The organism is Parageobacillus toebii NBRC 107807 (assembly GCF_003688615.2).
GTDB classification, from domain to species: domain Bacteria; phylum Bacillota; class Bacilli; order Bacillales; family Anoxybacillaceae; genus Parageobacillus_B; species Parageobacillus_B toebii.
In genome coordinates this window covers 1,055,039-1,075,470 of sequence record NZ_CP049703.1, presented here as the reverse complement: position 1 = coordinate 1,075,470, position 20,432 = coordinate 1,055,039, and the positions used below count along the sequence as shown (strand labels likewise).

Genomic DNA, 20,432 nt, shown 5'->3' with positions numbered 1-20,432 from the left:
CAAATGAAATTATCGTTCATTAATTTTAATTTTTACTTTTTCTTTCGGTAATTGCCATTTGATATTTTGTGGACCATTTAATTCCGCTTTTACTTCATGTTCACCAACGCCTAAATCACTAACATCTATATATAATTGAATATCGTCTTTTGTTATATCGCTTAATACATTCGGTGCCCCATAAAGCTGAACATCCATCGCCCCTTCTTGCAGATCTACAAAATCAACCGTATATTGATCTCCTAATCCTACTACATGAATCGGTACATCTTTTAATGTTTTCGATTCTTCTTTTTGTACATCAATGACTATTTTTATTTTAGAAGGATCCACACTTTTTACTCCTGCAGGCAACGGAACATTCACTTCCAATGTCTTATCTTCTGTAATTTCATCTAAATGAATCGTAATACCGTCAATAAATTCAATGGAATTGATTTTTTCTTTTGAGCCAAAAATAGTTACTTGATTTGGGATGGTTTCTATTTTTACTATACTTAATCCTTTTCGCAGTGATCCTGTCCGATTAATTTTCAGTGGAACCGTTTTGCTTGGGCTTTTAATCGGAACGGTTACTTCTACTACGGAAGGCTGGACATCTACATTAAGTACGTTGCCTCTTTTGTCATAAACGGTTACGCTCGATTCCTCTGTTACGGTATCTGTTGCCCTATCTAAATCAATTCTAGCTTTTACCGATGATATACTTTCAATTAATTCTTTGGCACCCGTAATAGTAACGGCGTTTGGTTTGACAATCGGCTTTTCAATCAAATAGCCTTCGGGCACTTTATTTTTATTGATCAAATCAACCCCGACAGGGAAATTTTTAGAAACTTTTTCTTGAATCGTTACTTTTGCGACTGAAGGGTGGATGTTGACCTTTAGTTTATCAGATATATCTTTATATTTAATTGGAACGGTATACGTTCCTAATGGTAAATTCGTTAAGTCGATATACACTTCAAAATTGCGCTGTAAAGCAGTCGGCTTAACAATACTTGCAGGCCCTTGCAAAGTGACATTCACATATTTCGGAATACCGGAGACAACTAAATTTTCCTCATCATAATAAACCACTACAGGAACATTTGTCATTGTTTCCGTATCCTCTTGTCCTACCGTATTGCGGGTAATCACTCCCGATTTTGTTTCTTTCTCAATATTCGCCGACATATAAAGCATAATCGCTAACAGTAAAGAAAATATTTTAATAAACCAATGATTGTTCATTAACTTATCCATGTTTCTTCCCCCTCCATTGCCAACGGGATGAGGAAGTCGCCTTTGTGGATGGCACTAGCTCCTTTGTAAGCAACTCCCGAAACTGCTCCGGGGTTAAATCTCTGTGTAGCTCCCCGTTTTTTGTGACCGATACCGCACCGGTTTCTTCTGATACAACAACCGTTATGCTATCTGTCACTTCACTAATTCCTAATGCAGCGCGATGCCGAGTCCCAAGCTCTTTCGAAATAAAAGGGCTTTCTGAAAGCGGCAGGTAACAGGCCGCTGCTGCGACATGGTTTTTTTGAATAATAACAGCCCCGTCGTGCAACGGAGTATTAGGGATAAAAATATTAATTAATAGTTCAGAGGAAACACGGGCATTCAAAATAATGCCTGTTTCAATATAATCTCCCATTCCTGTTTCCCGTTCAATGGAAATTAACGCGCCTATTCTCCGTTTTGCCATATATTCCGTCGCTTTAATAATCGCTTCAACCATTTTTACTTGCTCTTCGTCCTCATTCGAGCTGCTTCGAGAAAACAGCTTTCCCCGTCCTATTTGCTCAAGCGCACGCCGCAATTCCGGCTGGAAGATAATAATAATAGCGAGAAACCCCCATGTGATTGCTCGATCCATTAGCCATTGCAGCGTGTTAAGACCGAGAAAGTTACTAACAATATGCACTAGTATAATAAGAATAATTCCTTTTAGAAGCTGGACTGCCTTCGTCCCGCGAATCATCATGATTAATTTATATATAACATACCAAACAACAAGAATATCGACGGCCTTGCCTAAATAACTTAAAATCGGGAGCTCTCCGAAAGGCATTTTCACACTTCCTTTATCATTCTAATTCAAACATAATTTTATTGAAACAACCCTTCTATTATAACATATCATATAAAAAAGCCATCAAAAAAGATGGCTCTCTATTCGAACGCTTCCACCGCATCCTTGATTCGTTCCTTAATATTATACCAAATCCACTCAAATACTTGGTTAATTTCTTCAATTTCTCCTGTTACTTGTCCTGCAGAAGCTAAATATTTTTCTCCATGAATCACGGTGACATTGCCCTCGACTTTCCCTTCTATCTTTATAGAACCGTTGCGAACGACAATATCTCCTTGAACGACTTCTCCTTTCGGAACAATGACAGTATGACCGCGAATAATGACATTTTCATGTGTGGAAACAGAAAATTGTTTCTGTGTGTTCCATGTGGTAAATAGACTGCCTATCGTCAACATCATAAATAACGATGCAGCGGTAATAAACGGATGGGTTTGCAGCCACCTTCTAACACGAATCATCTTTCTTTCTTTCGGTAGCTGTGCCATCACACGGGCCGTAAAATCCGAAGGAGGGGTGAGATGGGACGCATGCTGAATGAACGCGACTGTTTTCTCTAGTCCATTAAAATGATCAGCGCATGCTGAACATTGCTGCAAATGCTCCCTTAATATTTTTTCATCATGCGGCCCAATATCACCATCTAAAAAATCATGCATAAGGTTTACAATGTTATGCGGACATTTCATGTTCTTCACCCTCTCATAAATGACCCAAATGCTTTCGCAACGCTTCTCTGCCACGGTGAAGTCTCGTTTTTACCGTGCCGAGCGGCAAGTCTAAAATTTCGCTAATCTCCTGTAATGATAGCCCTTCTATATACTTCAATACAATAACACTACGATATTTTTCTGGAAGTTGTTCAATTGCTTTCTGTACTGTTTCCTGTAGCTCCAAACTTTCTAATGTTTCTTCCGGAGAAGCTTCGCTAGAGGAAAGCTGTGAATACATCGTAAGCCCATCAGTACCGCTTATCTCTTCGTCTAAATAGGCATCCGGTTTTTTCTTCCGAATCTTATCAATCGCCAAATTGGCGGCAATTCGGTAAAGCCACGAGGAAAACCTCATATTTGGATTATACGTATGAATATTAACATAAGCGCGGATAAACGCTTCTTGCGCAGCATCTTCCGCCTCATGGCGATTTCCTAGCATACGATAACATAAACGGTATATTTTATCTTTATAAAGATCTACAATATCAGCATAGGCATTTTGATCGCCTTTTTTGACCGCTTTTATACGTTTTTTCACAAATATCTCCATAATAATACGTACCCCCGCTCACTGCGGCTACAGTGTATTACGTTCACAAATAAAAAAAGTTTCATGCAAACATGCACCATTTATTTTATCATATCCGCCTAATCTTTCCTAAGCAAAATAAAAACAGCAGATTCTGTAAAATCTGCTGTTTTTACACCGTTACACCAGCTTTTCTCCAAAAAGGGACCCCATCAATCCTACAGCAACAGAAGCAGTCTTATTGCGCTCATCTAAAATCGGATTCACCTCTACAAATTCCGCTGATGTAATTAGTTTTGCCTCTGCGAGCATTTCCATTGCCAAATGGCTTTCACGATAAGTAAGACCACCGATAACTGGCGTACCCACTCCCGGTGCATCGTTCGGATCAAGTCCGTCTAAATCAAGTGATAAATGCACTCCATCCGTTCGTTCTTTTAAATATGCAATCGTTTCTTCCATTACTGTCGTCATGCCGAGACGATCTATTTCATGCATCGTATATACTTTAATCCCTTTTTCACGGATTAACTGCTTTTCCCCTTCGTCCAGAGAGCGAATGCCAATAAGAACAATGTTTTCAGGTTTCACTTTTGGGCTATAACCGCCGATATTCGTCAAATATGGATGTCCTAAACCAAGACTCACAGCCAGCGGCATGCCATGAATGTTTCCGGATGGAGAGGTTTCTGGCGTATTTAAATCACCATGGGCGTCATACCAAATAACTCCTAAATTCTTATAATGCTTCGCAATACCAGCTAATGTACCAATGGCAATGCTATGATCACCGCCCAACACGAGAGGGAAGCGCCCCCTTTTGATCACTTCGTCCACTGTTTTTGCTAATTTTTCATTCGCTTCTGCAACCGCTTTCAAATTTCGTAAGTTGAGCTGTGATCCTTCATCATCAGGATGTTCTGTTTTTCCAATTGGAATATCGCCTAGATCTTCAATTTCATAATGAAGACGTTCTAACCTCTCGATTACCCCTGCATAACGCATGGCACTCGGCCCCATATCTACACCACGACGTGTCTGCCCTAAATCCATCGGTACACCAATAATCGATACCGTCTTCATGTTTCCCTCTCCTTCCCATTGTGCTACTTCAATTGTAGACAAAAATATCATATTGACTCAACTCGACAGTTTTTTGAATATTTATTCTTATAAAAAAAGAACAGTCTGCAATCACAATAAACAAAAAATCCCACTTCGGAAAAAACGAAGTGGGGTGTTATATTAATGGAGCCTATCGGGATCGAACCGATGACCTCCTGCGTGCAAAGCAGGCGCTCTCCCAGCTGAGCTAAGGCCCCAAACTATCTTGTTGTAAAAGAGCGGAAGACGGGACTCGAACCCGCGACCCCCACCTTGGCAAGGTGGTGTTCTACCACTGAACTACTTCCGCATGACAATGAGCCATGGAGGACTCGAACCTCCGACCCTCTGATTAAAAGTCAGATGCTCTACCTGCTGAGCTAATGGCTCGTGTAGTAAATGAAAACACTCCATGTTTTTGTTGCCTCTTCCTCTGCTAGCCAATTCAAAGATGTTGGATGCATCGAGGCAACTGGTAATCAACTCTCCTGCTCGTTGTCCCTTCCTCTTCTAGCTAATTCACAGAAGCAGGATGCGTCGGGACAATTCGTAGCGAACTCATAGAAGTTTTGCTCATTGCTTCCCTGCTGAGCTAATTAATGAGATTATGGCTGGGCTAGCTGGATTCGAACCAGCGCATCACGGAGTCAAAGTCCGTTGCCTTACCGCTTGGCTATAGCCCAATAATATTGGAGTACCTAATGCTACCGAAAAATATTATTTCACATAACATAAAAATTATACTTCATTTCAGCTAATTACTCTATGTATAAGGTGGTGGAGGGGGACGGATTCGAACCGCCGAACCCAAAGGGAGCGGATTTACAGTCCGCCGCGTTTGGCCACTTCGCTACCCCTCCATATTATGATGCCGGCTGCAGGACTTGAACCCGCAACCTACTGATTACAAGTCAGTTGCTCTACCAATTGAGCTAAGCCGGCATAAGAAAGGAGTATTGACATATATACTTAATTTTTTGTGTCCCTTCCTCTTCTCGCTTATTCAGCGAAGTGATATGCGTCGGAACAACTCGCAGGGAATTCACGGAAGCTTAGGCTCGTCTCTACCAATTGAGCTAAGCGGGCATTAAAAATGTCGTGGTGGAGGATGACGGGATCGAACCGCCGACCCCTTGCTTGTAAGGCAAGTGCTCTCCCAGCTGAGCTAATCCTCCACAAAAAGAAAGTGACCCGTACGGGATTCGAACCCGTGTTACCGCCGTGAAAGGGCGGTGTCTTAACCACTTGACCAACGGGCCAAAAAATCACAATACGAAAGCTTCCAACCGGGCTTGAACCGGTGACCTCTTCCTTACCATGGAAGTGCTCTACCAACTGAGCTATGGAAGCATGGCTCCGCAGGCAGGATTCGAACCTGCGACCGATCGGTTAACAGCCGATTGCTCTACCACTGAGCTACTGCGGAATAACGGGTTGTTGGTTTATACTCAATTTTTTCGTTGCCTCTTCCTCTACAAGCTTTTTCAAAGAAGCTGGATGCGTCGAGGCAACTCGTAGCTTATTCATAGAAGCTTATGCTCGATGTTTCCCACTGAGCTGCTTTGGAATATTCAACTTGCCTAGCAACGACCTACTCTTGCAGGGGCGCTGGCCCCAACTACCATCGGCGCTGGAGAGCTTAACTTCCGTGTTCGGGATGGGAACGGGTGTTTCCTCTCCGCTATTGTCACTAGGCAAGTTGTCAGCCAAACATTATTATATCCAAATAAATAATCTTGTCAAGAGTGAAATTTCATTCCCTCAAAACTAGATAACCGTCTGTTTGGAAGAAGCCGTTTTGCATAGGCGGCCTATGCTTTTCCGTTGTCTAGCTCCTAGCGTCCTCCGCTTTTCACTTTGTCTAGCTCCGGTGCCTAGCTCTCTTGCGCCAAATAACCTTCTCCCTTGAGGTGCAAGCACCTCTACGGGCGAAGAACATTTGGCTTCGAGAGCTAAGCGCGGCACCTCCGCTTTTCCGCTTGGTTAAGTCCTCGATCGATTAGTATCCGTCAGCTCCACGTGTCGCCACGCTTCCACCTCGGACCTATCGACCTCGTCATCTTCGAGGGATCTTACTCGCTTGACGCGATGGGAAATCTCATCTTGAGGGGGGCTTCACGCTTAGATGCTTTCAGCGCTTATCCCTTCCGCACATAGCTACCCAGCGGTGCCCCTGGCGGGACAACTGGTACACCAGCGGTGCGTCCATCCCGGTCCTCTCGTACTAAGGACAGCTCCTCTCAAATTTCCTGCGCCCGCGACGGATAGGGACCGAACTGTCTCACGACGTTCTGAACCCAGCTCGCGTACCGCTTTAATGGGCGAACAGCCCAACCCTTGGGACCGACTACAGCCCCAGGATGCGATGAGCCGACATCGAGGTGCCAAACCTCCCCGTCGATGTGGACTCTTGGGGGAGATCAGCCTGTTATCCCCGGGGTAGCTTTTATCCGTTGAGCGATGGCCCTTCCATACGGAACCACCGGATCACTAAGCCCGACTTTCGTCCCTGCTCGACCTGTCCGTCTCGCAGTCAAGCTCCCTTGTGCCTTTGCACTCTACGAATGATTTCCAACCATTCTGAGGGAACCTTTGGGCGCCTCCGTTACCTTTTGGGAGGCGACCGCCCCAGTCAAACTGCCCACCTGACACTGTCTCCCACCCCGATAAGGGGTGCGGGTTAGAATTTCAATACCGCCAGGGTGGTATCCCACCGGCGCCTCCACCGAAGCTGGCGCTCCGGCTTCTCAGGCTCCCACCTATCCTGTACAAGCGATACCAAAATTCCATATCAGGCTGCAGTAAAGCTCCACGGGGTCTTTCCGTCCTGTCGCGGGTAACCTGCATCTTCACAGGTAGTATGATTTCACCGGGTCTCTCGTTGAGACAGTGCCCAAGTCGTTACACCTTTCGTGCGGGTCGGAACTTACCCGACAAGGAATTTCGCTACCTTAGGACCGTTATAGTTACGGCCGCCGTTTACTGGGGCTTCGGTTCGCACCTTCAGCCTTGCGGCTTAAGCGCTCCCCTTAACCTTCCAGCACCGGGCAGGTGTCAGCCCCTATACTTCGCCTTTCGGCTTCGCAGAGACCTGTGTTTTTGGTAAACAGTCGCTTGGGCCTTTTCACTGCGGCTCTCTCGGGCTCATCACCCAAGAGAGCACCCCTTCTCCCGAAGTTACGGGGTCATTTTGCCGAGTTCCTTAACGAGAGTTCTCCCGCGCACCTTAGGATTCTCTCCTCGCCTACCTGTGTCGGTTTGCGGTACGGGCACCTCTCACCTCGCTAGAGGCTTTTCTTGGCAGTGTAGGATCGGGGACTTCGGGACCGATGGTCCCTTCGCCATCACGGCTCAGCCTTTGCGCCAGACGGATTTGCCTATCTGGCAGCCTAACCGCTTGGACAGGCTATTCCAGCAGCCTGCTCGCCCTACCTTCCTGCGTCCCCCCATTGCTCAAACGGTGAGGAGGTGGTACAGGAATCTCAACCTGTTGCCCATCACCTACGCCTTTCGGCCTCGGCTTAGGTCCCGACTAACCCTGAGCGGACGAACCTTCCTCAGGAAACCTTAGGCTTTCGGTGCAGAGGATTCTCACCTCTGTTTTCGCTACTCACACCGGCATTCTCACTTCTAAGCGCTCCACGAGTCCTTCCGGTCCCGCTTCGGCGCGCTTAGAACGCTCCCCTACCGATGACCAACGGTCATCCCACAGCTTCGGTGGCACGTTTAGCCCCGGTACATTTTCGGCGCAGAGTCACTCGACCAGTGAGCTATTACGCACTCTTTAAATGATGGCTGCTTCTAAGCCAACATCCTGGTTGTCTGGGCAACTCCACATCCTTTTCCACTTAACGTGCACTTTGGGACCTTAGCTGGTGGTCTGGGCTGTTTCCCTCTCGACCACGGATCTTATCACTCGTAGTCTGACTCCCAAGGATAAGTCGTTGGCATTCGGAGTTTGACTGAGTTCGGTAACCCGATGAGGGCCCCTAGCTCAATCAGTGCTCTACCTCCAAGACTCTTCCCTTGAGGCTAGCCCTAAAGCTATTTCGGGGAGAACCAGCTATCTCCAGGTTCGATTGGCATTTCACCCCTACCCACACCTCATCCCCGCACTTTTCAACGTACGTGGGTTCGGGCCTCCAGTAGGTGTTACCCTACCTTCACCCTGGACATGGGTAGATCACCTGGTTTCGGGTCTACGACGACGTACTTAACGCCCTATTCAGACTCGCTTTCGCTGCGGCTCCGTCTCTTCGACTTAACCTCGCACGTCATCGTAACTCGCCGGTTCATTCTACAAAAGGCACGCCATCACCCATAAACGGGCTCTGACTACTTGTAGGCACACGGTTTCAGGTTCTCTTTCACTCCCCTTCCGGGGTGCTTTTCACCTTTCCCTCACGGTACTGGTTCACTATCGGTCACTAGGGAGTATTTAGCCTTGGGAGATGGTCCTCCCTGCTTCCGACGGGATTCCCCGTGTCCCGCCGTACTCAGGATCCACTCGGGAGGGAACGAAGTTTCGACTACAGGGCTGTCACCTTCTCTGGCGGGCCTTTCCAGACCGCTTCGTCTACCCCGTTCCTTTGTAACTCCCATGTGAGTGGTCCTACAACCCCAAGAGGCAAGCCTCTTGGTTTGGGCTGTTCCCGTTTCGCTCGCCGCTACTCAGGGAATCGCGGTTGCTTTCTTCTCCTCCGGGTACTTAGATGTTTCAGTTCCCCGGGTGTGCCCTCCATACCCTATGGATTCAGGTATGGATACTACCCCATTACGGGCAGTGGGTTTCCCCATTCGGACATCTCCGGATCAACGCTTGCTTACAGCTCCCCGAAGCGTTTCGGCGTTTGCCCCGTCCTTCATCGGCTCCTAGTGCCAAGGCATCCACCGTGCGCCCTTTCTAACTTAACCATGCGAAAACAGCTTCATGCTTGCCGCCTTCGCTTCTCGGCTTCTTCCAATCGGTTATCTAGTTTTCAAGGAACAACATTTATTTAAAAGAACATATAGCATGTTCCCTCAAAACTGAACAAACCCGAAGCGCCCACCTTATTTCACACACATACAGTCCTTAGAAAGGAGGTGATCCAGCCGCACCTTCCGGTACGGCTACCTTGTTACGACTTCACCCCAATCACTTGCCCCACCTTCGGCGGCTGGCTCCCTTACGGGTTACCTCACCGACTTCGGGTGTTGCAAGCTCTCGTGGTGTGACGGGCGGTGTGTACAAGGCCCGGGAACGTATTCACCGCGGCATGCTGATCCGCGATTACTAGCGATTCCGGCTTCATGCAGGCGAGTTGCAGCCTGCAATCCGAACTGAGAGCGGCTTTTTGGGATTCGCTCCCCCTCGCGGGTTCGCAGCCCTTTGTACCGCCCATTGTAGCACGTGTGTAGCCCAGGTCATAAGGGGCATGATGATTTGACGTCATCCCCACCTTCCTCCGGTTTGTCACCGGCAGTCCCCCTAGAGTGCCCAACTGAATGCTGGCAACTAGGGGCGAGGGTTGCGCTCGTTGCGGGACTTAACCCAACATCTCACGACACGAGCTGACGACAACCATGCACCACCTGTCACCCTGTCCCCCCGAAGGGGGAACGCCCTGTCTCCAGGGTTGTCAGGGGATGTCAAGACCTGGTAAGGTTCTTCGCGTTGCTTCGAATTAAACCACATGCTCCACCGCTTGTGCGGGCCCCCGTCAATTCCTTTGAGTTTCAGCCTTGCGGCCGTACTCCCCAGGCGGAGTGCTTAACGCGTTAGCTACAGCACTAAAGGGAAAACCCCTCTAACACTTAGCACTCATCGTTTACGGCGTGGACTACCAGGGTATCTAATCCTGTTTGCTCCCCACGCTTTCGCGCCTCAGCGTCAGTTACAGACCAGAGAGCCGCCTTCGCCACTGGTGTTCCTCCACATCTCTACGCATTTCACCGCTACACGTGGAATTCCGCTCTCCTCTTCTGCACTCAAGTCCCCCAGTTTCCAATGACCCTCCACGGTTGAGCCGTGGGCTTTCACATCAGACTTAAGGGACCGCCTGCGCGCGCTTTACGCCCAATAATTCCGGACAACGCTCGCCCCCTACGTATTACCGCGGCTGCTGGCACGTAGTTAGCCGGGGCTTTCTCGTTAGGTACCGTCACCGTACCGCCCTATTCGAACGGTACTTCTTCTTCCCTAACAACAGAGCTTTACGATCCGAAGACCTTCTTCGCTCACGCGGCGTCGCTCCGTCAGACTTTCGTCCATTGCGGAAGATTCCCTACTGCTGCCTCCCGTAGGAGTCTGGGCCGTGTCTCAGTCCCAGTGTGGCCGGTCACCCTCTCAGGCCGGCTACGCATCGTCGCCTTGGTGAGCCGTTACCTCACCAACTAGCTAATGCGCCGCGGGCCCATCCGTAAGTGGTAGCAAAAGCCACCTTTCAACCAAAGACCATGCGGTCTTCGGTGTTATCCGGTATTAGCCCCGGTTTCCCGGAGTTATCCCGGTCTTACGGGCAGGTTACCCACGTGTTACTCACCCGTCCGCCGCTAACCGAACAGAAGCAAGCTTCCGTTCGGTCCGCTCGACTTGCATGTATTAGGCACGCCGCCAGCGTTCGTCCTGAGCCAGGATCAAACTCTCCAAAAAGAAAGTTGATTGGCTTCTTTTCAACTTCAGCGCCGACACCGCAAGGTGTCGCTCGCCTTCGCTTTTCTATGTGGACGCTTCGTTTTGTTCAGTTTTCAAAGAACATTTTTTCCTCTTTGCGACCTTTTTATGCTAACACATTCATTAACAAGATGTCAATATTATTTTCGCTATCACTTAGCGACGTTAAACAATTTACCATAGCAAATTTTTATTGTCAATACTTTTTTATGTATTTTTTATTAATATGTTTATCGGGATCAAGAATAAAACATGGTTTGAAAATATTTTTCATAACACCCGGGGTGACAAGCATAAGATGGTGACAGAACAACTTTAGGATAAAGGGGGAAAAATAGTGAGTTTTTTCTATGCATTAAATGGACGTTCCTTAAAAAAGGCACTTATTATCGTTCTATCTGCATTTTTTACAGCCACTATTTTATATGCCCAAGGAATCAATAATCCCACGCTTTCTCTCTCTACTGGGCCAAAAGCGGTCTATAAAATAGAAAAAAGTAAACATGAGGTATCACTAACATTTGATATCAGCTGGGGGGATCAAAACGCCTTACACATCCTCGATGTATTAAAACAAAATGACATAAAAAATGCAACATTTTTTTTATCTGCCTCTTGGGCGGAACGTCATCCGAATATTGTGAAACGAATTAAAGAAGACGGTCATGAAATCGGAAGCATGGGATATAACTTTGTTAACTACACAGAGTTAGAAAGCCCGAAAATACGTCAAGATCTTATGCAGGCAAAAAAAGTATTTGACACGCTTGGAATTAAAGAAATTACATTATTGCGGCCTCCGGGCGGCAACTTTAATAAGAATGTATTAAAGATCGCTGATTCGCTAGGTTATACCGTCGTTCATTGGAGTATTGACTCAAAAGATTGGCTTAACCCTGGAGTAAAGACAATTGTTGAAAATGTCGTAAACGACATGGAAGCCGGAGATATTATTTTACTTCACGCATCAGATTCTGCTAACCAAACAGCAAAAGCACTTCCAAAAATTATTGAAGCAATGAAGGAAAACGGTTACCGTAATGTTAGCGTTTCACAACTGATCGCTAATGGCGATGTAAATAGTAAAGAAATAAACTAAACTGAATTTCCGCGTGACTAAAGTCGCGGACTTTCGTGGTTAGTTATCCTGTAAACATAAGCACGCGCAAAAGAAAGGGAGGTATCCTCCTCCCCTTTATGACTTTGGAACACCTGTTAGTTTATGCAGTATAAGAAGCTGATAAGCGTTACAAACTAATAATGGAAATAACATTAAATAAAGCCAATCTTCATTGTTAATACGCAATGCTGGAAACCACTCAATAACCGTTACGACAACCATAAAAAATAATGCTGGTACGAATGCCCCTTTATTCGTTTGTGCACTTTTTATATAAGCAACAATAAGCCCGACAATCAAAATAAATAAAGCGACTAGTATGTAACTGACAATAGACTCCCCTTCCACAGCAAACACTTGATAGCGGAAATATACTAAATCGAAAAGCACAAACAAAATTAGCACAACTTGTACTGAGTTCCAAAGAGAGTCAGAACGAAAGATCCCAAGTCCAAAGCGATGAATGGTTAAATAGGCGAAAAACCCCATTTGACTAATGACACTAAAAATAAAGCCAACACCAATGTGCCACACTAACACCGCAATAATTTCCAATACGTCCGATCGTAAAAACAGTTTCTCGTATTCACTCCAGTTAAGTATAATCCCTATAATCGCTGTTGTTATTCCTCCAATAGCTAATGTTGTTAAAAATAAACGCACCCATTTACGGCTGTTCACAACTTCATCCTCCATTATTTTTTTCAAACTGATTCGTTTAAAATTTTATCAACCACTTTGGAAAAAAGCCAGCTTAGAATAAGGTGAATGCATATTTTTTTGACAGAAATTCATATTAAGGGTAAGGGATTTTTGCAGAAAGGAGCTTATTTACACATGAAAAAAAGCGCATTGCTCCTATTATTTAGTTATTTCCTTATCCTTAGCTCTTGTGCTCCTCAAGAAATTAGCCCACCTCCCCCGGATTACGATCAAACGAAAAAAATGGTCGTTGATATTTTAAAAACAGATGAGGGGAAAAAGGCTATTCAGGAAATTATGACGGATGAAAAAGTGAAACAACAATTAGTAATGGAGCAAACCGTTGTCAAAGAAACACTCGAACAAGTGTTAACGTCGGAAAAAGGAATAAAATTTTGGGAAAAAGCACTGCAAGATCCAAAGTTTGCAGAAAGCTTTGCAAAAAGTTTAAAAACAGGGCAAGAAAAAACGATCAAAGCGTTAATGAAAGACCCTGAATATCAAGGGATGATGATAGATATTTTAAAAAATCCAGAAATGGAAAAAGCGATGATGGACGTGCTAAAAAGTAAAGAATTTCGCAAGCACCTTCAACAAGTCATAACAGAAACGCTGAATAGTCCATTATTCCAGGCAAAAATTCAAGACATATTAATAAAATCCGCTGAAAACATTCAGCAGGAAACAAAAAAACAAAATGAAAATCAAGAGGGAGGAGAAGGAGAGGAAAGCGGCGACGATCAGCAAGGGCAAGGAGGAAGTTAAAAAGGAGCTATCTCCGAGCGAGATATGCTCCTTTTTTCTTTAACACTTTTCAATAATTTTTCGCGCAATGTCCATATATATTTTCCCAATAGGATGATCTTCCGCATAAACAGATGGAGCGAAATCCTCATCGTTCCAATCTGGTTGTTGGAGTGGCAGCTGCCCTAAAAGTTCCGTTTGCAACTCTTTCGCAAGCTTTTCGCCGCCGCCTTTGCCGAATACATATTCTCTTTCGCCTGTTTTGCGGCTTTCAAAATAGGACATATTTTCAATCACACCGATGATTTCGTGTTCCGTGCGAAGCGCCATTGCACCTGCGCGCGCCGCGACAAACGCCGCTGTCGGATGCGGGGTAGTAACAATGATTTCTTTACACGAAGGCAACATGGTATGTACATCTAACGCAACGTCCCCCGTTCCCGGAGGCAAATCTAATAATAAATAATCTAAGTCGCCCCATTCGACTTCTTTGAAAAAGTTGTTTAACATTTTTCCTAACATTGGACCGCGCCAAATAACAGGAGCGTTATCTTCGACGAAAAAGGCCATGGAAATAACTTTTACGCCGAATCGTTCAACCGGAATAATTTTATCGCCGCGCACGGTTGGTCGTTCGACAATGCCCATCATATCCGGAACACTAAACCCATAAATATCGGCATCAATCAGCCCTACTTTTTTCCCAAGACGAGCGAGAGAAACAGCAAGGTTCACGGAAACGGTCGATTTTCCAACGCCGCCTTTTCCGCTAGCAATCGCAATGTATGTCGTTTTCGATGTTTCCCCTTGATATTTTGCTACTACTTCTTCAGGGAGCTGCGCAAACCGCAAACCGACCGAAGCAGCGCCAGCATCTTTTAGTAGCTGAACAATCGTTGTTTGGATGCGAAGCTGCTCGGCTGTCCCTGTTTTTGCTAATGCGATTTTGACGCTGACGTGCTTTTTATCTTCCTTGATTTTAATTTCTTGAATCGCATTTGTTTCTTTAAACGTCTTGTTTAAAAATGGGTCTTTTATATTTTCTAACAATCCTCTTACATCATTTTCTGTGAGCATCGGCCATCACCAATCCTTATGTATGTATTCCCTTTCATACCTTTACTATAACATATATAACTATTGCGTATCTATCATGTAAAAAAAAGGAATCCTCCCTATTCAGGAGGATTTTTTTCATTCGAAAAATATCGCAGTACCCCTTTATATATCGATGCCGCTAGCTTCGTTTGATAACGATCAGAAGCTAAAAGTTCCCGTTCCTCTGGATTAGATAAAAACCCCACTTCGACAAGCGCACCTGGTTTTTTCGCATATTTCAACAAATAAACGGTATCGATTATTTTGGCAGTACGATTTGTATTTTCAAGATTGCGCCGCAATTCCGCTTGGATAAACTTAGCGATCCGTTCATTTTCGATCAGCGAGCCGTAATAAAACGTTTGCGCCCCACGCCAACGCGGAGAGGGAATGGCATTAAGATGGATACTAATAAATAAATCTGCCTCCGATTTATTAATCAACGCAACACGTTTTCGTAAATCTTCCGCCTTTCGACGGCTATAGCCACGTGTGTCTTTATCGGCAAGGTCGCTGTCCGTTTCCCTTGTCATCAACACGAGCGCACCTTGCTGCTGCAAGTAGTCTCGCAATTTCTCCGCCACTTTCAGCGTCACTTCTTCTTCTACCACATCACCGCCGACAGCTCCTCCGTCCGGCCCGCCATGACCAGGATCTAAAATGATAATCCTTCCAGAGAGAGGGAGGTTCCACGATTTAGTTGAAGTCGTATTCGCAAAGATATATTGGAAAAGAACAATAACAATAATGGAACTAATGAGAGCACCCAACCATTTTACTTTCATTGTTTCTCCTCCTGCGTTTCCCCTTCTCTATCTTATATGGGACAAGAGGCAAAAATAGAACTTTTTAGTGAAGTTTCAGATGTCGACGTTTTTTTCCTCTTTCAAATCCTTCCGTCCACCAATAAACAACGTAATGTTCACAGGCATAATAAAGCGACTCATTGGCTAAACCATCATCAATGTTTCCCCAAAAGCAAAGAAAATCAAATAATGTATCAATGAAATATTTTTCTTCTTGCGCGCACCGTCGTCTTACACTTTCTGCTGGTTCTCCATAGTAACCGAATCGACTGTAGTTCGCACCAAGTAAATACGCTTCAATAGCGATATCGATACATCCTTCTTCAATGACGGATGGGAATGCGCGGTACATTGGATAAAAAGGACTAAAATGCTTGATCGCCTTTGTTTTCAGCTTTTCGAAAGACAACTCACGCAACATTTTTCGTTCATATAACATTTGTTTTTCCTGTTTCTTTTCTTTAAATGAAGTGATCACATTCATGTTCTTTCACACCCCTTTAGGATGTAGTTTTTAACGATTCATCCTAAACATGCGTGAATAAAAAAAGAGGGATAAAAGAAAAAAATCCCAGCCGATATCGGCTGGGATTTTTGGAAAAATACCATTAACGTTTTGAGAATTGTGGAGCGCGACGAGCACCTTTAAGACCGTATTTTTTGCGTTCTTTCACACGAGCATCGCGTGTTAATAAACCTGCGCGTTTTAATACTGGACGGTAATCTGGATCTACTTGCAATAACGCACGAGCGATTCCATGGCGAATCGCGCCTGCTTGGCCAGAGAATCCGCCGCCTTTTACGTTTACTAACACATCGTAATTTCCTAACGTTTCTGTTAATACTAACGGTTGTTTCACAACCTCGATCAACGCTTCCGATGGAATATAGTCACGAATGTCACGATCGTTAATCACAATGCGTCCGTCGCCTGGAACGAGGCGCACACGTGCGACAGAGGTTTTACGACGACCTGTGCCATAATATTGTACTTGTGCCAAAATAATGCCCTCCTTCTATTGATTATCCGCGAAGTTCATAAACTTCTGGTTTTTGTGCTTGATGTGGGTGTTCGCTTCCACGATATACGTGCAATTTTTTAAACATTTGACGACCTAAGCGACCTTTTGGAAGCATTCCGCGTATAGCTCTTTCAAGCATTTGCTCTGGATAATTTGTACGCATTTCTAACGCCGTTCTTACTTTTAATCCACCTGGATGCAAGCTATGACGATAGTATAGTTTCTTTGTTAATTTCTTTCCAGTTAGTTCAATTTTCTCAGCGTTGATAATGATGACATGATCACCACAATCCACATGTGGTGTGAATGTTGGTTTATGTTTGCCACGCAAAATGGCTGCTACTTCACTTGCAAGGCGTCCTAACGTTTTACCAGCAGCGTCGACAACGTACCATTTACGTTCTACTTCATTCGGCTTCGCCATATAAGTTGTACGCATACTTTTCCCTCCTAAATAAAAAATCAACGAACATCATCTATTTATCTCAACACGATTACTTTCCGGGGCTAATCGTGGAAAAATACATACCATATGATATAATATCTCTTTAGCATATCAATGTCAAGAAAATGTTACACCAGGACTAGTTGTCATAATATACTTTCCATAAATATAATCCTTGCGGTGGAGCCGTTTTGCCAGCAAACTGGCGATCTTTTGCCTCAAAAGCGTGTGAGATACTATCTATACTCCGTTTTCCTTGCCCAACTTCCAAAATCGTTCCAACGATAATCCGCACCATATTATATAAAAACCCGTTGCCAATAAAGCAAAATTCCAATAAATCATCATGCATCGCCATATCTGCTTTATAAATCGTGCGCACACGATCATCAACATCCGTCTTTGCTGAACAAAAGCTAGTAAAGTCATGCGTGCCCTCTATAAGTCGCAATGCATGTCTCATCGCTTCCATATCAAGTGGATAAGGGTAATGATAGCAATAATTACGTAAAAATACGTCACGTTCTTGGGCAATTCGTACTTTATATCGATATTCTTTTGCTTTGGCACTAAAACGCGCATGAAAAGAAGGATCTGCTTCTTGTACATCTTTAATCACTATATCATCCGGTAACTGGGCATTTAATGCTTTTTTCCATTGATCTGGAGAAAGCGATAAGAACGTATCGAAATGAATTACTTGCCCGTATGCATGAACACCCGCATCTGTCCTTCCTGAAGCAGTAACACGAATCGCTTTCCCTTTATGCATTTGTTCGAGCACTCGTTCTAACTCGCCTTGCACCGTTCGTTTGCCAGGCTGAATTTGGTAACCGAAAAAATGTGTACCGTCATAGGAAAGCGTGCATTTGATCCGTTTACTCATTTTTCTCACCCTGTTATGAGCGTAGTATAAACAAAACAACTGCTAATAATAACACTGCCGCTAAAAAAGCTGTATCTGTCCATTTCCATACAAGCAGGCGAAATTTCGTCCTTCCCTCGCCGCCGCGGTAACCGCGTGCCTCCATCGCGGTCGCCAATTCTTCGGCACGTTTAAACGAACTGATAAACAATGGAACAAGCAAGGAGACGATTGCCTTGATTCTTTCAGAAAACGGCCCCCCTGTAAAGTCGACACCGCGTGCGGTTTGTGCTTTTATAATTTTCTCCGTCTCTTCCATTAACGTCGGGATAAAGCGAAGCGAAATAGACATCATTAGCGCCAGTTCATGGACAGGGACGCGCATTTTCTTCAACGGCGCCAGTAGGCTTTCCACTCCGTCAGTCACTTCGATCGGGGTGGTTGTTAAGGTTAATAAAGTAGTAATAATAATGAGCAGCAGAAAACGCAGCGAAATAAAAATTCCTTGCTTGACGCCGCCTTCGTAAATCGAAAAGGAACCAATTTGGTACAGCACATCTCCTTCTTTTGTCATAAAGACATGCAGCAAAAAAGTAAAGACGATAACCCATATAATCGGTTTTAAACCTTTAATCACAAACGATAACGGAATGCGTGATAATGCTAAAAGACTAAACGTAAATATCGTTAAAACAGCATAAGTAGCACTATTATTCGCTAGAAAAACAATGAATACGTATATAAAGATGATTAGCAGTTTCGCGCGCGGATCCATGCGGTGAATCACGGAATCGCCTGGTACATATTTGCCGATAATCATGCTATTCATCATGGGCGTTCACCTTGGAAAATAATTTTTGAATGGCGTCTACGGTCTGCTCGATCGTCAAACACGGAGACGGCACGGTGATCCCTAACTTTTTCTCCAATTCTTTTTTTAGCCGCACTGTCTCCGGCACATTGAGCCCAATTTCCGCCAAAGAATCGCTATCTTGAAAAATTTGCTGTGGTGTCCCCGTTTTCCACACTGTTCCTTTATGCATGACAATCATATAATCTGCGTATGCGGCAGCATCTTCCATACTATGAGTAACTAACACAGTCGTCAGCTGTTTTTCACGATGAAGGCGATAAAACATTTCCATAATTTCTTTGCGGCCGCGTGGATCTAAGCCAGCAGTTGGTTCGTCTAACACAATCACATCAGGTTCCATCGCAAGCACTCCGGCAATCGCAACACGGCGCATTTGCCCGCCGCTTAAATCGAATGGTGATTTGGTTAGTACGTCTTCTGAAAGCCCGACTAACTTAATAAGCTCCTTTGCTTTCTTTTTTGCTTCCTCCTCAGGAACGCCGAAATTCATTGGTCCGAAACATATATCTTTCTCCACCGTTTCCTCAAACAGTTGATGTTCCGGAAATTGAAAGACAATGCCAACTTTTTTTCGGAGCGGTTTTAAGTCCGTTTGTCGTTTTTTATTCGTAATCGTTTGATTTCCTATCATCACTGTTCCGCTTGTCGGCTGAAGCAAACCGTTTAGATGCTGAAGCAGCGTTGATTTTCCTGAACCAGTATGGCCGATAACCGCCACATAAGAGCCGCTTTCAATCATGATGTCTACATCGTACAACGCTCGGCGGGCAAACGGTGAGTTGGCATTATATACATGCTCTACCTTTTGGAATATAATGTCCATAATTCTTCTACCAACTCCTCTATCGTAAAGTAGCTTGAAGATAGCGGGATTCCGCACTGTTTCAGCCGGTCTCTTACTTTTACCGCAAACGGCAAATCTAAACCAATTCGTTCTAGTTTTGTCCCAAGCGCAAAAATTTGTTTCGGCGTTCCTTCTGCCATGATTTCTCCCCTATTCATAACAATAACGCGATCAGCCTTAGCGACTTCCTCTAAATCATGGGTAATGGACAATACAGTGATACGTTGCTTTTTGTTTAAATCACGGACCGTGTCTAATACTTCCTGCCTTCCTTTCGGATCTAGCATCGATGTTGCCTCATCTAAAATGATGAGATCTGGCCGCAATGCAAGGATGCCTGCAATCGCAACACGTTGTTTTTGACCACCAGAAAGGTGATGCGGTTCATGATGCAAAAACTCTTCCATACGAACTAGCTGTATAGCTTCATGCACTCTTTTGACCATTTCATCGCGAGGAATTCCATTATTTTCAAGAGCAAAAGCGACATCATCTTCTACCGTTGTTCCAACAAACTGGTTATCGGGATTTTGAAATACCATGCCAACACGGCGACGAATCTCCCAAACCGTCTGTTCATCGAGTACAGTGTGAAATAGTTTAATCACACCGCTTTCCGGTCTTAACAACCCGATAAGCAATTTAGCGATCGTTGATTTTCCTGAACCGTTATGACCGACAATCGCTAGCCATTCCCCGCGTTTCACTTGAAAGGTAACGTTTTGTACCGCATAATCTGATTGATTCGGATATCGAAAGTATAGTTTTTCTACTGATACAATGGTTTCTTCCATCATTTCTTCCCCTTGTCTCTGACATTCTCAT

At 44.7% G+C, this 20,432-nt stretch carries 17 protein-coding genes, 10 tRNA genes and 3 rRNA genes; 2 read left to right on the top strand and 28 right to left on the bottom strand.

The genetic code is table 11. From position 1 onward, the window contains the following. Positions 1–9: 9 nt before the first annotated feature. The 18 genes from DER53_RS05590 to DER53_RS05505 all read right to left on the bottom strand — a co-directional run bounded on the left by DER53_RS05590 (position 10) and on the right by DER53_RS05505 (position 11,066). Positions 10–1,245 (bottom strand): CdaR family protein, encoded by a 1,236-nt coding sequence (locus DER53_RS05590; RefSeq protein ID WP_012748921.1) that lies wholly within the window; start codon positions 1,243–1,245, stop codon positions 10–12. Further along, complete coding sequence (cdaA, locus tag DER53_RS05585; RefSeq protein ID WP_062756465.1) at positions 1,238–2,059, bottom strand: diadenylate cyclase CdaA; 822 nt, start codon at positions 2,057–2,059, stop codon at positions 1,238–1,240. The genes DER53_RS05590 and cdaA overlap by 8 nt, the downstream gene beginning before the upstream one ends. A 101-nt stretch (positions 2,060–2,160) precedes the next feature. Next, positions 2,161–2,772, bottom strand: a complete 612-nt coding sequence (gene rsiW, locus DER53_RS05580) for an anti-sigma-W factor RsiW (RefSeq protein ID WP_062678980.1) — start codon at positions 2,770–2,772, stop codon at positions 2,161–2,163. 13 nt (positions 2,773–2,785) lie between these two features. Next, on the bottom strand, positions 2,786–3,349 hold the full coding sequence (gene sigW, locus DER53_RS05575; protein WP_041269551.1) for an RNA polymerase sigma factor SigW: 564 nt from the start codon (positions 3,347–3,349) through the stop codon (positions 2,786–2,788). A 159-nt stretch (positions 3,350–3,508) separates the two neighbouring features. Next, entirely contained in the window at positions 3,509–4,411 is a 903-nt protein-coding gene (rocF, locus tag DER53_RS05570; RefSeq protein WP_062678981.1) for an arginase, read from the bottom strand. A 166-nt stretch (positions 4,412–4,577) separates the two neighbouring features. Beyond that, positions 4,578–4,650: transfer RNA gene (locus DER53_RS05565), tRNA-Ala, on the bottom strand. 20 nt (positions 4,651–4,670) lie between these two features. Further along, a tRNA-Gly gene (locus DER53_RS05560) sits at positions 4,671–4,742 on the bottom strand. A gap of 7 nt (positions 4,743–4,749) precedes the next feature. Beyond that, positions 4,750–4,822 (bottom strand) — tRNA-Lys (locus tag DER53_RS05555). Positions 4,823–5,040: 218 nt separating this feature from the next. Continuing rightward, positions 5,041–5,115 (bottom strand) — tRNA-Gln (locus DER53_RS05550). A 92-nt stretch (positions 5,116–5,207) separates the two neighbouring features. After that, positions 5,208–5,292 (bottom strand) — tRNA-Tyr (locus DER53_RS05545). 9 nt (positions 5,293–5,301) lie between these two features. Further along, positions 5,302–5,374, bottom strand: a tRNA-Thr gene (locus DER53_RS05540). A gap of 157 nt (positions 5,375–5,531) precedes the next feature. Continuing rightward, a tRNA-Val gene (locus tag DER53_RS05535) sits at positions 5,532–5,607 on the bottom strand. A gap of 12 nt (positions 5,608–5,619) precedes the next feature. After that, positions 5,620–5,691 (bottom strand) — tRNA-Glu (locus tag DER53_RS05530). Between the two features lie 18 nt (positions 5,692–5,709). Beyond that, positions 5,710–5,782, bottom strand: a tRNA-Thr gene (locus DER53_RS05525). A gap of 1 nt (position 5,783) precedes the next feature. Continuing rightward, a tRNA-Asn gene (locus DER53_RS05520) sits at positions 5,784–5,858 on the bottom strand. Positions 5,859–6,010: 152 nt separating this feature from the next. Further along, positions 6,011–6,127 (bottom strand): 5S ribosomal RNA (gene rrf / locus DER53_RS05515). Positions 6,128–6,411: 284 nt separating this feature from the next. Continuing rightward, a 23S ribosomal RNA gene (locus DER53_RS05510) occupies positions 6,412–9,346 on the bottom strand. A gap of 164 nt (positions 9,347–9,510) precedes the next feature. Then, positions 9,511–11,066 (bottom strand): 16S ribosomal RNA (locus DER53_RS05505). The 16S, 23S and 5S rRNA genes sit together here with 10 tRNA genes alongside, the layout of an rRNA operon. Before the next feature lie 358 nt (positions 11,067–11,424). On the opposite strand from DER53_RS05505, the gene pdaB reads away from it, so the two are divergent. Continuing rightward, positions 11,425–12,186: a polysaccharide deacetylase family sporulation protein PdaB gene (gene pdaB / locus DER53_RS05500; protein WP_062678624.1), complete on the top strand. Its 762-nt coding sequence runs from the start codon at positions 11,425–11,427 to the stop codon at positions 12,184–12,186. 96 nt (positions 12,187–12,282) lie between these two features. On the opposite strand, the gene DER53_RS05495 is transcribed toward pdaB, so the two are convergent. Continuing rightward, a complete protein-coding gene (locus DER53_RS05495; protein WP_012748915.1) occupies positions 12,283–12,888 on the bottom strand; it encodes a KinB-signaling pathway activation protein in 606 nt (201 codons plus the stop codon). A 156-nt stretch (positions 12,889–13,044) separates the two neighbouring features. Between DER53_RS05495 and gerD the strand changes: the two genes are divergently transcribed. After that, on the top strand, positions 13,045–13,674 hold the full coding sequence (gene gerD / locus DER53_RS05490; RefSeq protein ID WP_062756081.1) for a spore germination lipoprotein GerD: 630 nt from the start codon (positions 13,045–13,047) through the stop codon (positions 13,672–13,674). A gap of 39 nt (positions 13,675–13,713) precedes the next feature. On the opposite strand, the gene DER53_RS05485 is transcribed toward gerD, so the two are convergent. The 9 genes from DER53_RS05485 to DER53_RS05445 form a co-directional block, all read right to left on the bottom strand. After that, entirely contained in the window at positions 13,714–14,730 is a 1,017-nt protein-coding gene (locus DER53_RS05485) for an Mrp/NBP35 family ATP-binding protein (RefSeq protein WP_012748913.1), read from the bottom strand. A 98-nt stretch (positions 14,731–14,828) separates the two neighbouring features. Then, positions 14,829–15,536 carry an N-acetylmuramoyl-L-alanine amidase CwlD gene (cwlD, locus tag DER53_RS05480; protein ID WP_062756047.1) on the bottom strand — a complete coding sequence of 236 codons (708 nt, stop codon included), beginning with the start codon at positions 15,534–15,536 and terminating at the stop codon, positions 14,829–14,831. Between the two features lie 64 nt (positions 15,537–15,600). Beyond that, positions 15,601–16,041: a YbaK family protein gene (locus DER53_RS05475; protein WP_062756049.1), complete on the bottom strand. Its 441-nt coding sequence runs from the start codon at positions 16,039–16,041 to the stop codon at positions 15,601–15,603. A 124-nt stretch (positions 16,042–16,165) separates the two neighbouring features. Further along, positions 16,166–16,558 (bottom strand): 30S ribosomal protein S9, encoded by a 393-nt coding sequence (rpsI, locus tag DER53_RS05470; RefSeq protein ID WP_062756051.1) that lies wholly within the window; start codon positions 16,556–16,558, stop codon positions 16,166–16,168. Positions 16,559–16,580: 22 nt separating this feature from the next. Next, the gene (gene rplM, locus DER53_RS05465; RefSeq protein ID WP_012748909.1) at positions 16,581–17,018 is read right to left on the bottom strand and encodes a 50S ribosomal protein L13; all 438 of its coding nucleotides are present in this window, start codon (positions 17,016–17,018) and stop codon (positions 16,581–16,583) included. A gap of 145 nt (positions 17,019–17,163) precedes the next feature. Beyond that, the gene (truA, locus tag DER53_RS05460) at positions 17,164–17,910 is read right to left on the bottom strand and encodes a tRNA pseudouridine(38-40) synthase TruA (protein WP_012748908.1); all 747 of its coding nucleotides are present in this window, start codon (positions 17,908–17,910) and stop codon (positions 17,164–17,166) included. A 13-nt stretch (positions 17,911–17,923) separates the two neighbouring features. Beyond that, the gene (locus DER53_RS05455; RefSeq protein ID WP_012748907.1) at positions 17,924–18,721 is read right to left on the bottom strand and encodes an energy-coupling factor transporter transmembrane component T family protein; all 798 of its coding nucleotides are present in this window, start codon (positions 18,719–18,721) and stop codon (positions 17,924–17,926) included. After that, the gene (locus tag DER53_RS05450) at positions 18,711–19,586 is read right to left on the bottom strand and encodes an energy-coupling factor ABC transporter ATP-binding protein (protein ID WP_062756053.1); all 876 of its coding nucleotides are present in this window, start codon (positions 19,584–19,586) and stop codon (positions 18,711–18,713) included. The genes DER53_RS05455 and DER53_RS05450 overlap by 11 nt, the downstream gene beginning before the upstream one ends. Continuing rightward, positions 19,562–20,401: an energy-coupling factor ABC transporter ATP-binding protein gene (locus DER53_RS05445; RefSeq protein ID WP_062756055.1), complete on the bottom strand. Its 840-nt coding sequence runs from the start codon at positions 20,399–20,401 to the stop codon at positions 19,562–19,564. The genes DER53_RS05450 and DER53_RS05445 overlap by 25 nt, the downstream gene beginning before the upstream one ends. Positions 20,402–20,432: the final 31 nt, after the last annotated feature.

Bases quoted from the DNA above. Each gene is read 5' to 3' on its own strand.
- DER53_RS05590 (WP_012748921.1), bottom strand. From the start codon at position 1,245: ATGGATAAGTTAATGAACAATCATTGGTTTATTAAAATATTTTCTTTA.
- cdaA (WP_062756465.1), bottom strand. From the start codon at position 2,059: ATGCCTTTCGGAGAGCTCCCGATTTTAAGTTATTTAGGCAAGGCCGTC.
- rsiW (WP_062678980.1), bottom strand. From the start codon at position 2,772: ATGAAATGTCCGCATAACATTGTAAACCTTATGCATGATTTTTTAGAT.
- sigW (WP_041269551.1), bottom strand. From the start codon at position 3,349: ATGGAGATATTTGTGAAAAAACGTATAAAAGCGGTCAAAAAAGGCGAT.
- rocF (WP_062678981.1), bottom strand. From the start codon at position 4,411: ATGAAGACGGTATCGATTATTGGTGTACCGATGGATTTAGGGCAGACA.
- gerD (WP_062756081.1), top strand. From the start codon at position 13,045: ATGAAAAAAAGCGCATTGCTCCTATTATTTAGTTATTTCCTTATCCTT.
- DER53_RS05485 (WP_012748913.1), bottom strand. From the start codon at position 14,730: ATGCTCACAGAAAATGATGTAAGAGGATTGTTAGAAAATATAAAAGAC.
- cwlD (WP_062756047.1), bottom strand. From the start codon at position 15,536: ATGAAAGTAAAATGGTTGGGTGCTCTCATTAGTTCCATTATTGTTATT.
- DER53_RS05475 (WP_062756049.1), bottom strand. From the start codon at position 16,041: ATGAATGTGATCACTTCATTTAAAGAAAAGAAACAGGAAAAACAAATG.
- rplM (WP_012748909.1), bottom strand. From the start codon at position 17,018: ATGCGTACAACTTATATGGCGAAGCCGAATGAAGTAGAACGTAAATGG.
- truA (WP_012748908.1), bottom strand. From the start codon at position 17,910: ATGAGTAAACGGATCAAATGCACGCTTTCCTATGACGGTACACATTTT.
- DER53_RS05455 (WP_012748907.1), bottom strand. From the start codon at position 18,721: ATGATGAATAGCATGATTATCGGCAAATATGTACCAGGCGATTCCGTG.
- DER53_RS05450 (WP_062756053.1), bottom strand. From the start codon at position 19,586: ATGGACATTATATTCCAAAAGGTAGAGCATGTATATAATGCCAACTCA.
- DER53_RS05445 (WP_062756055.1), bottom strand. From the start codon at position 20,401: ATGGAAGAAACCATTGTATCAGTAGAAAAACTATACTTTCGATATCCG.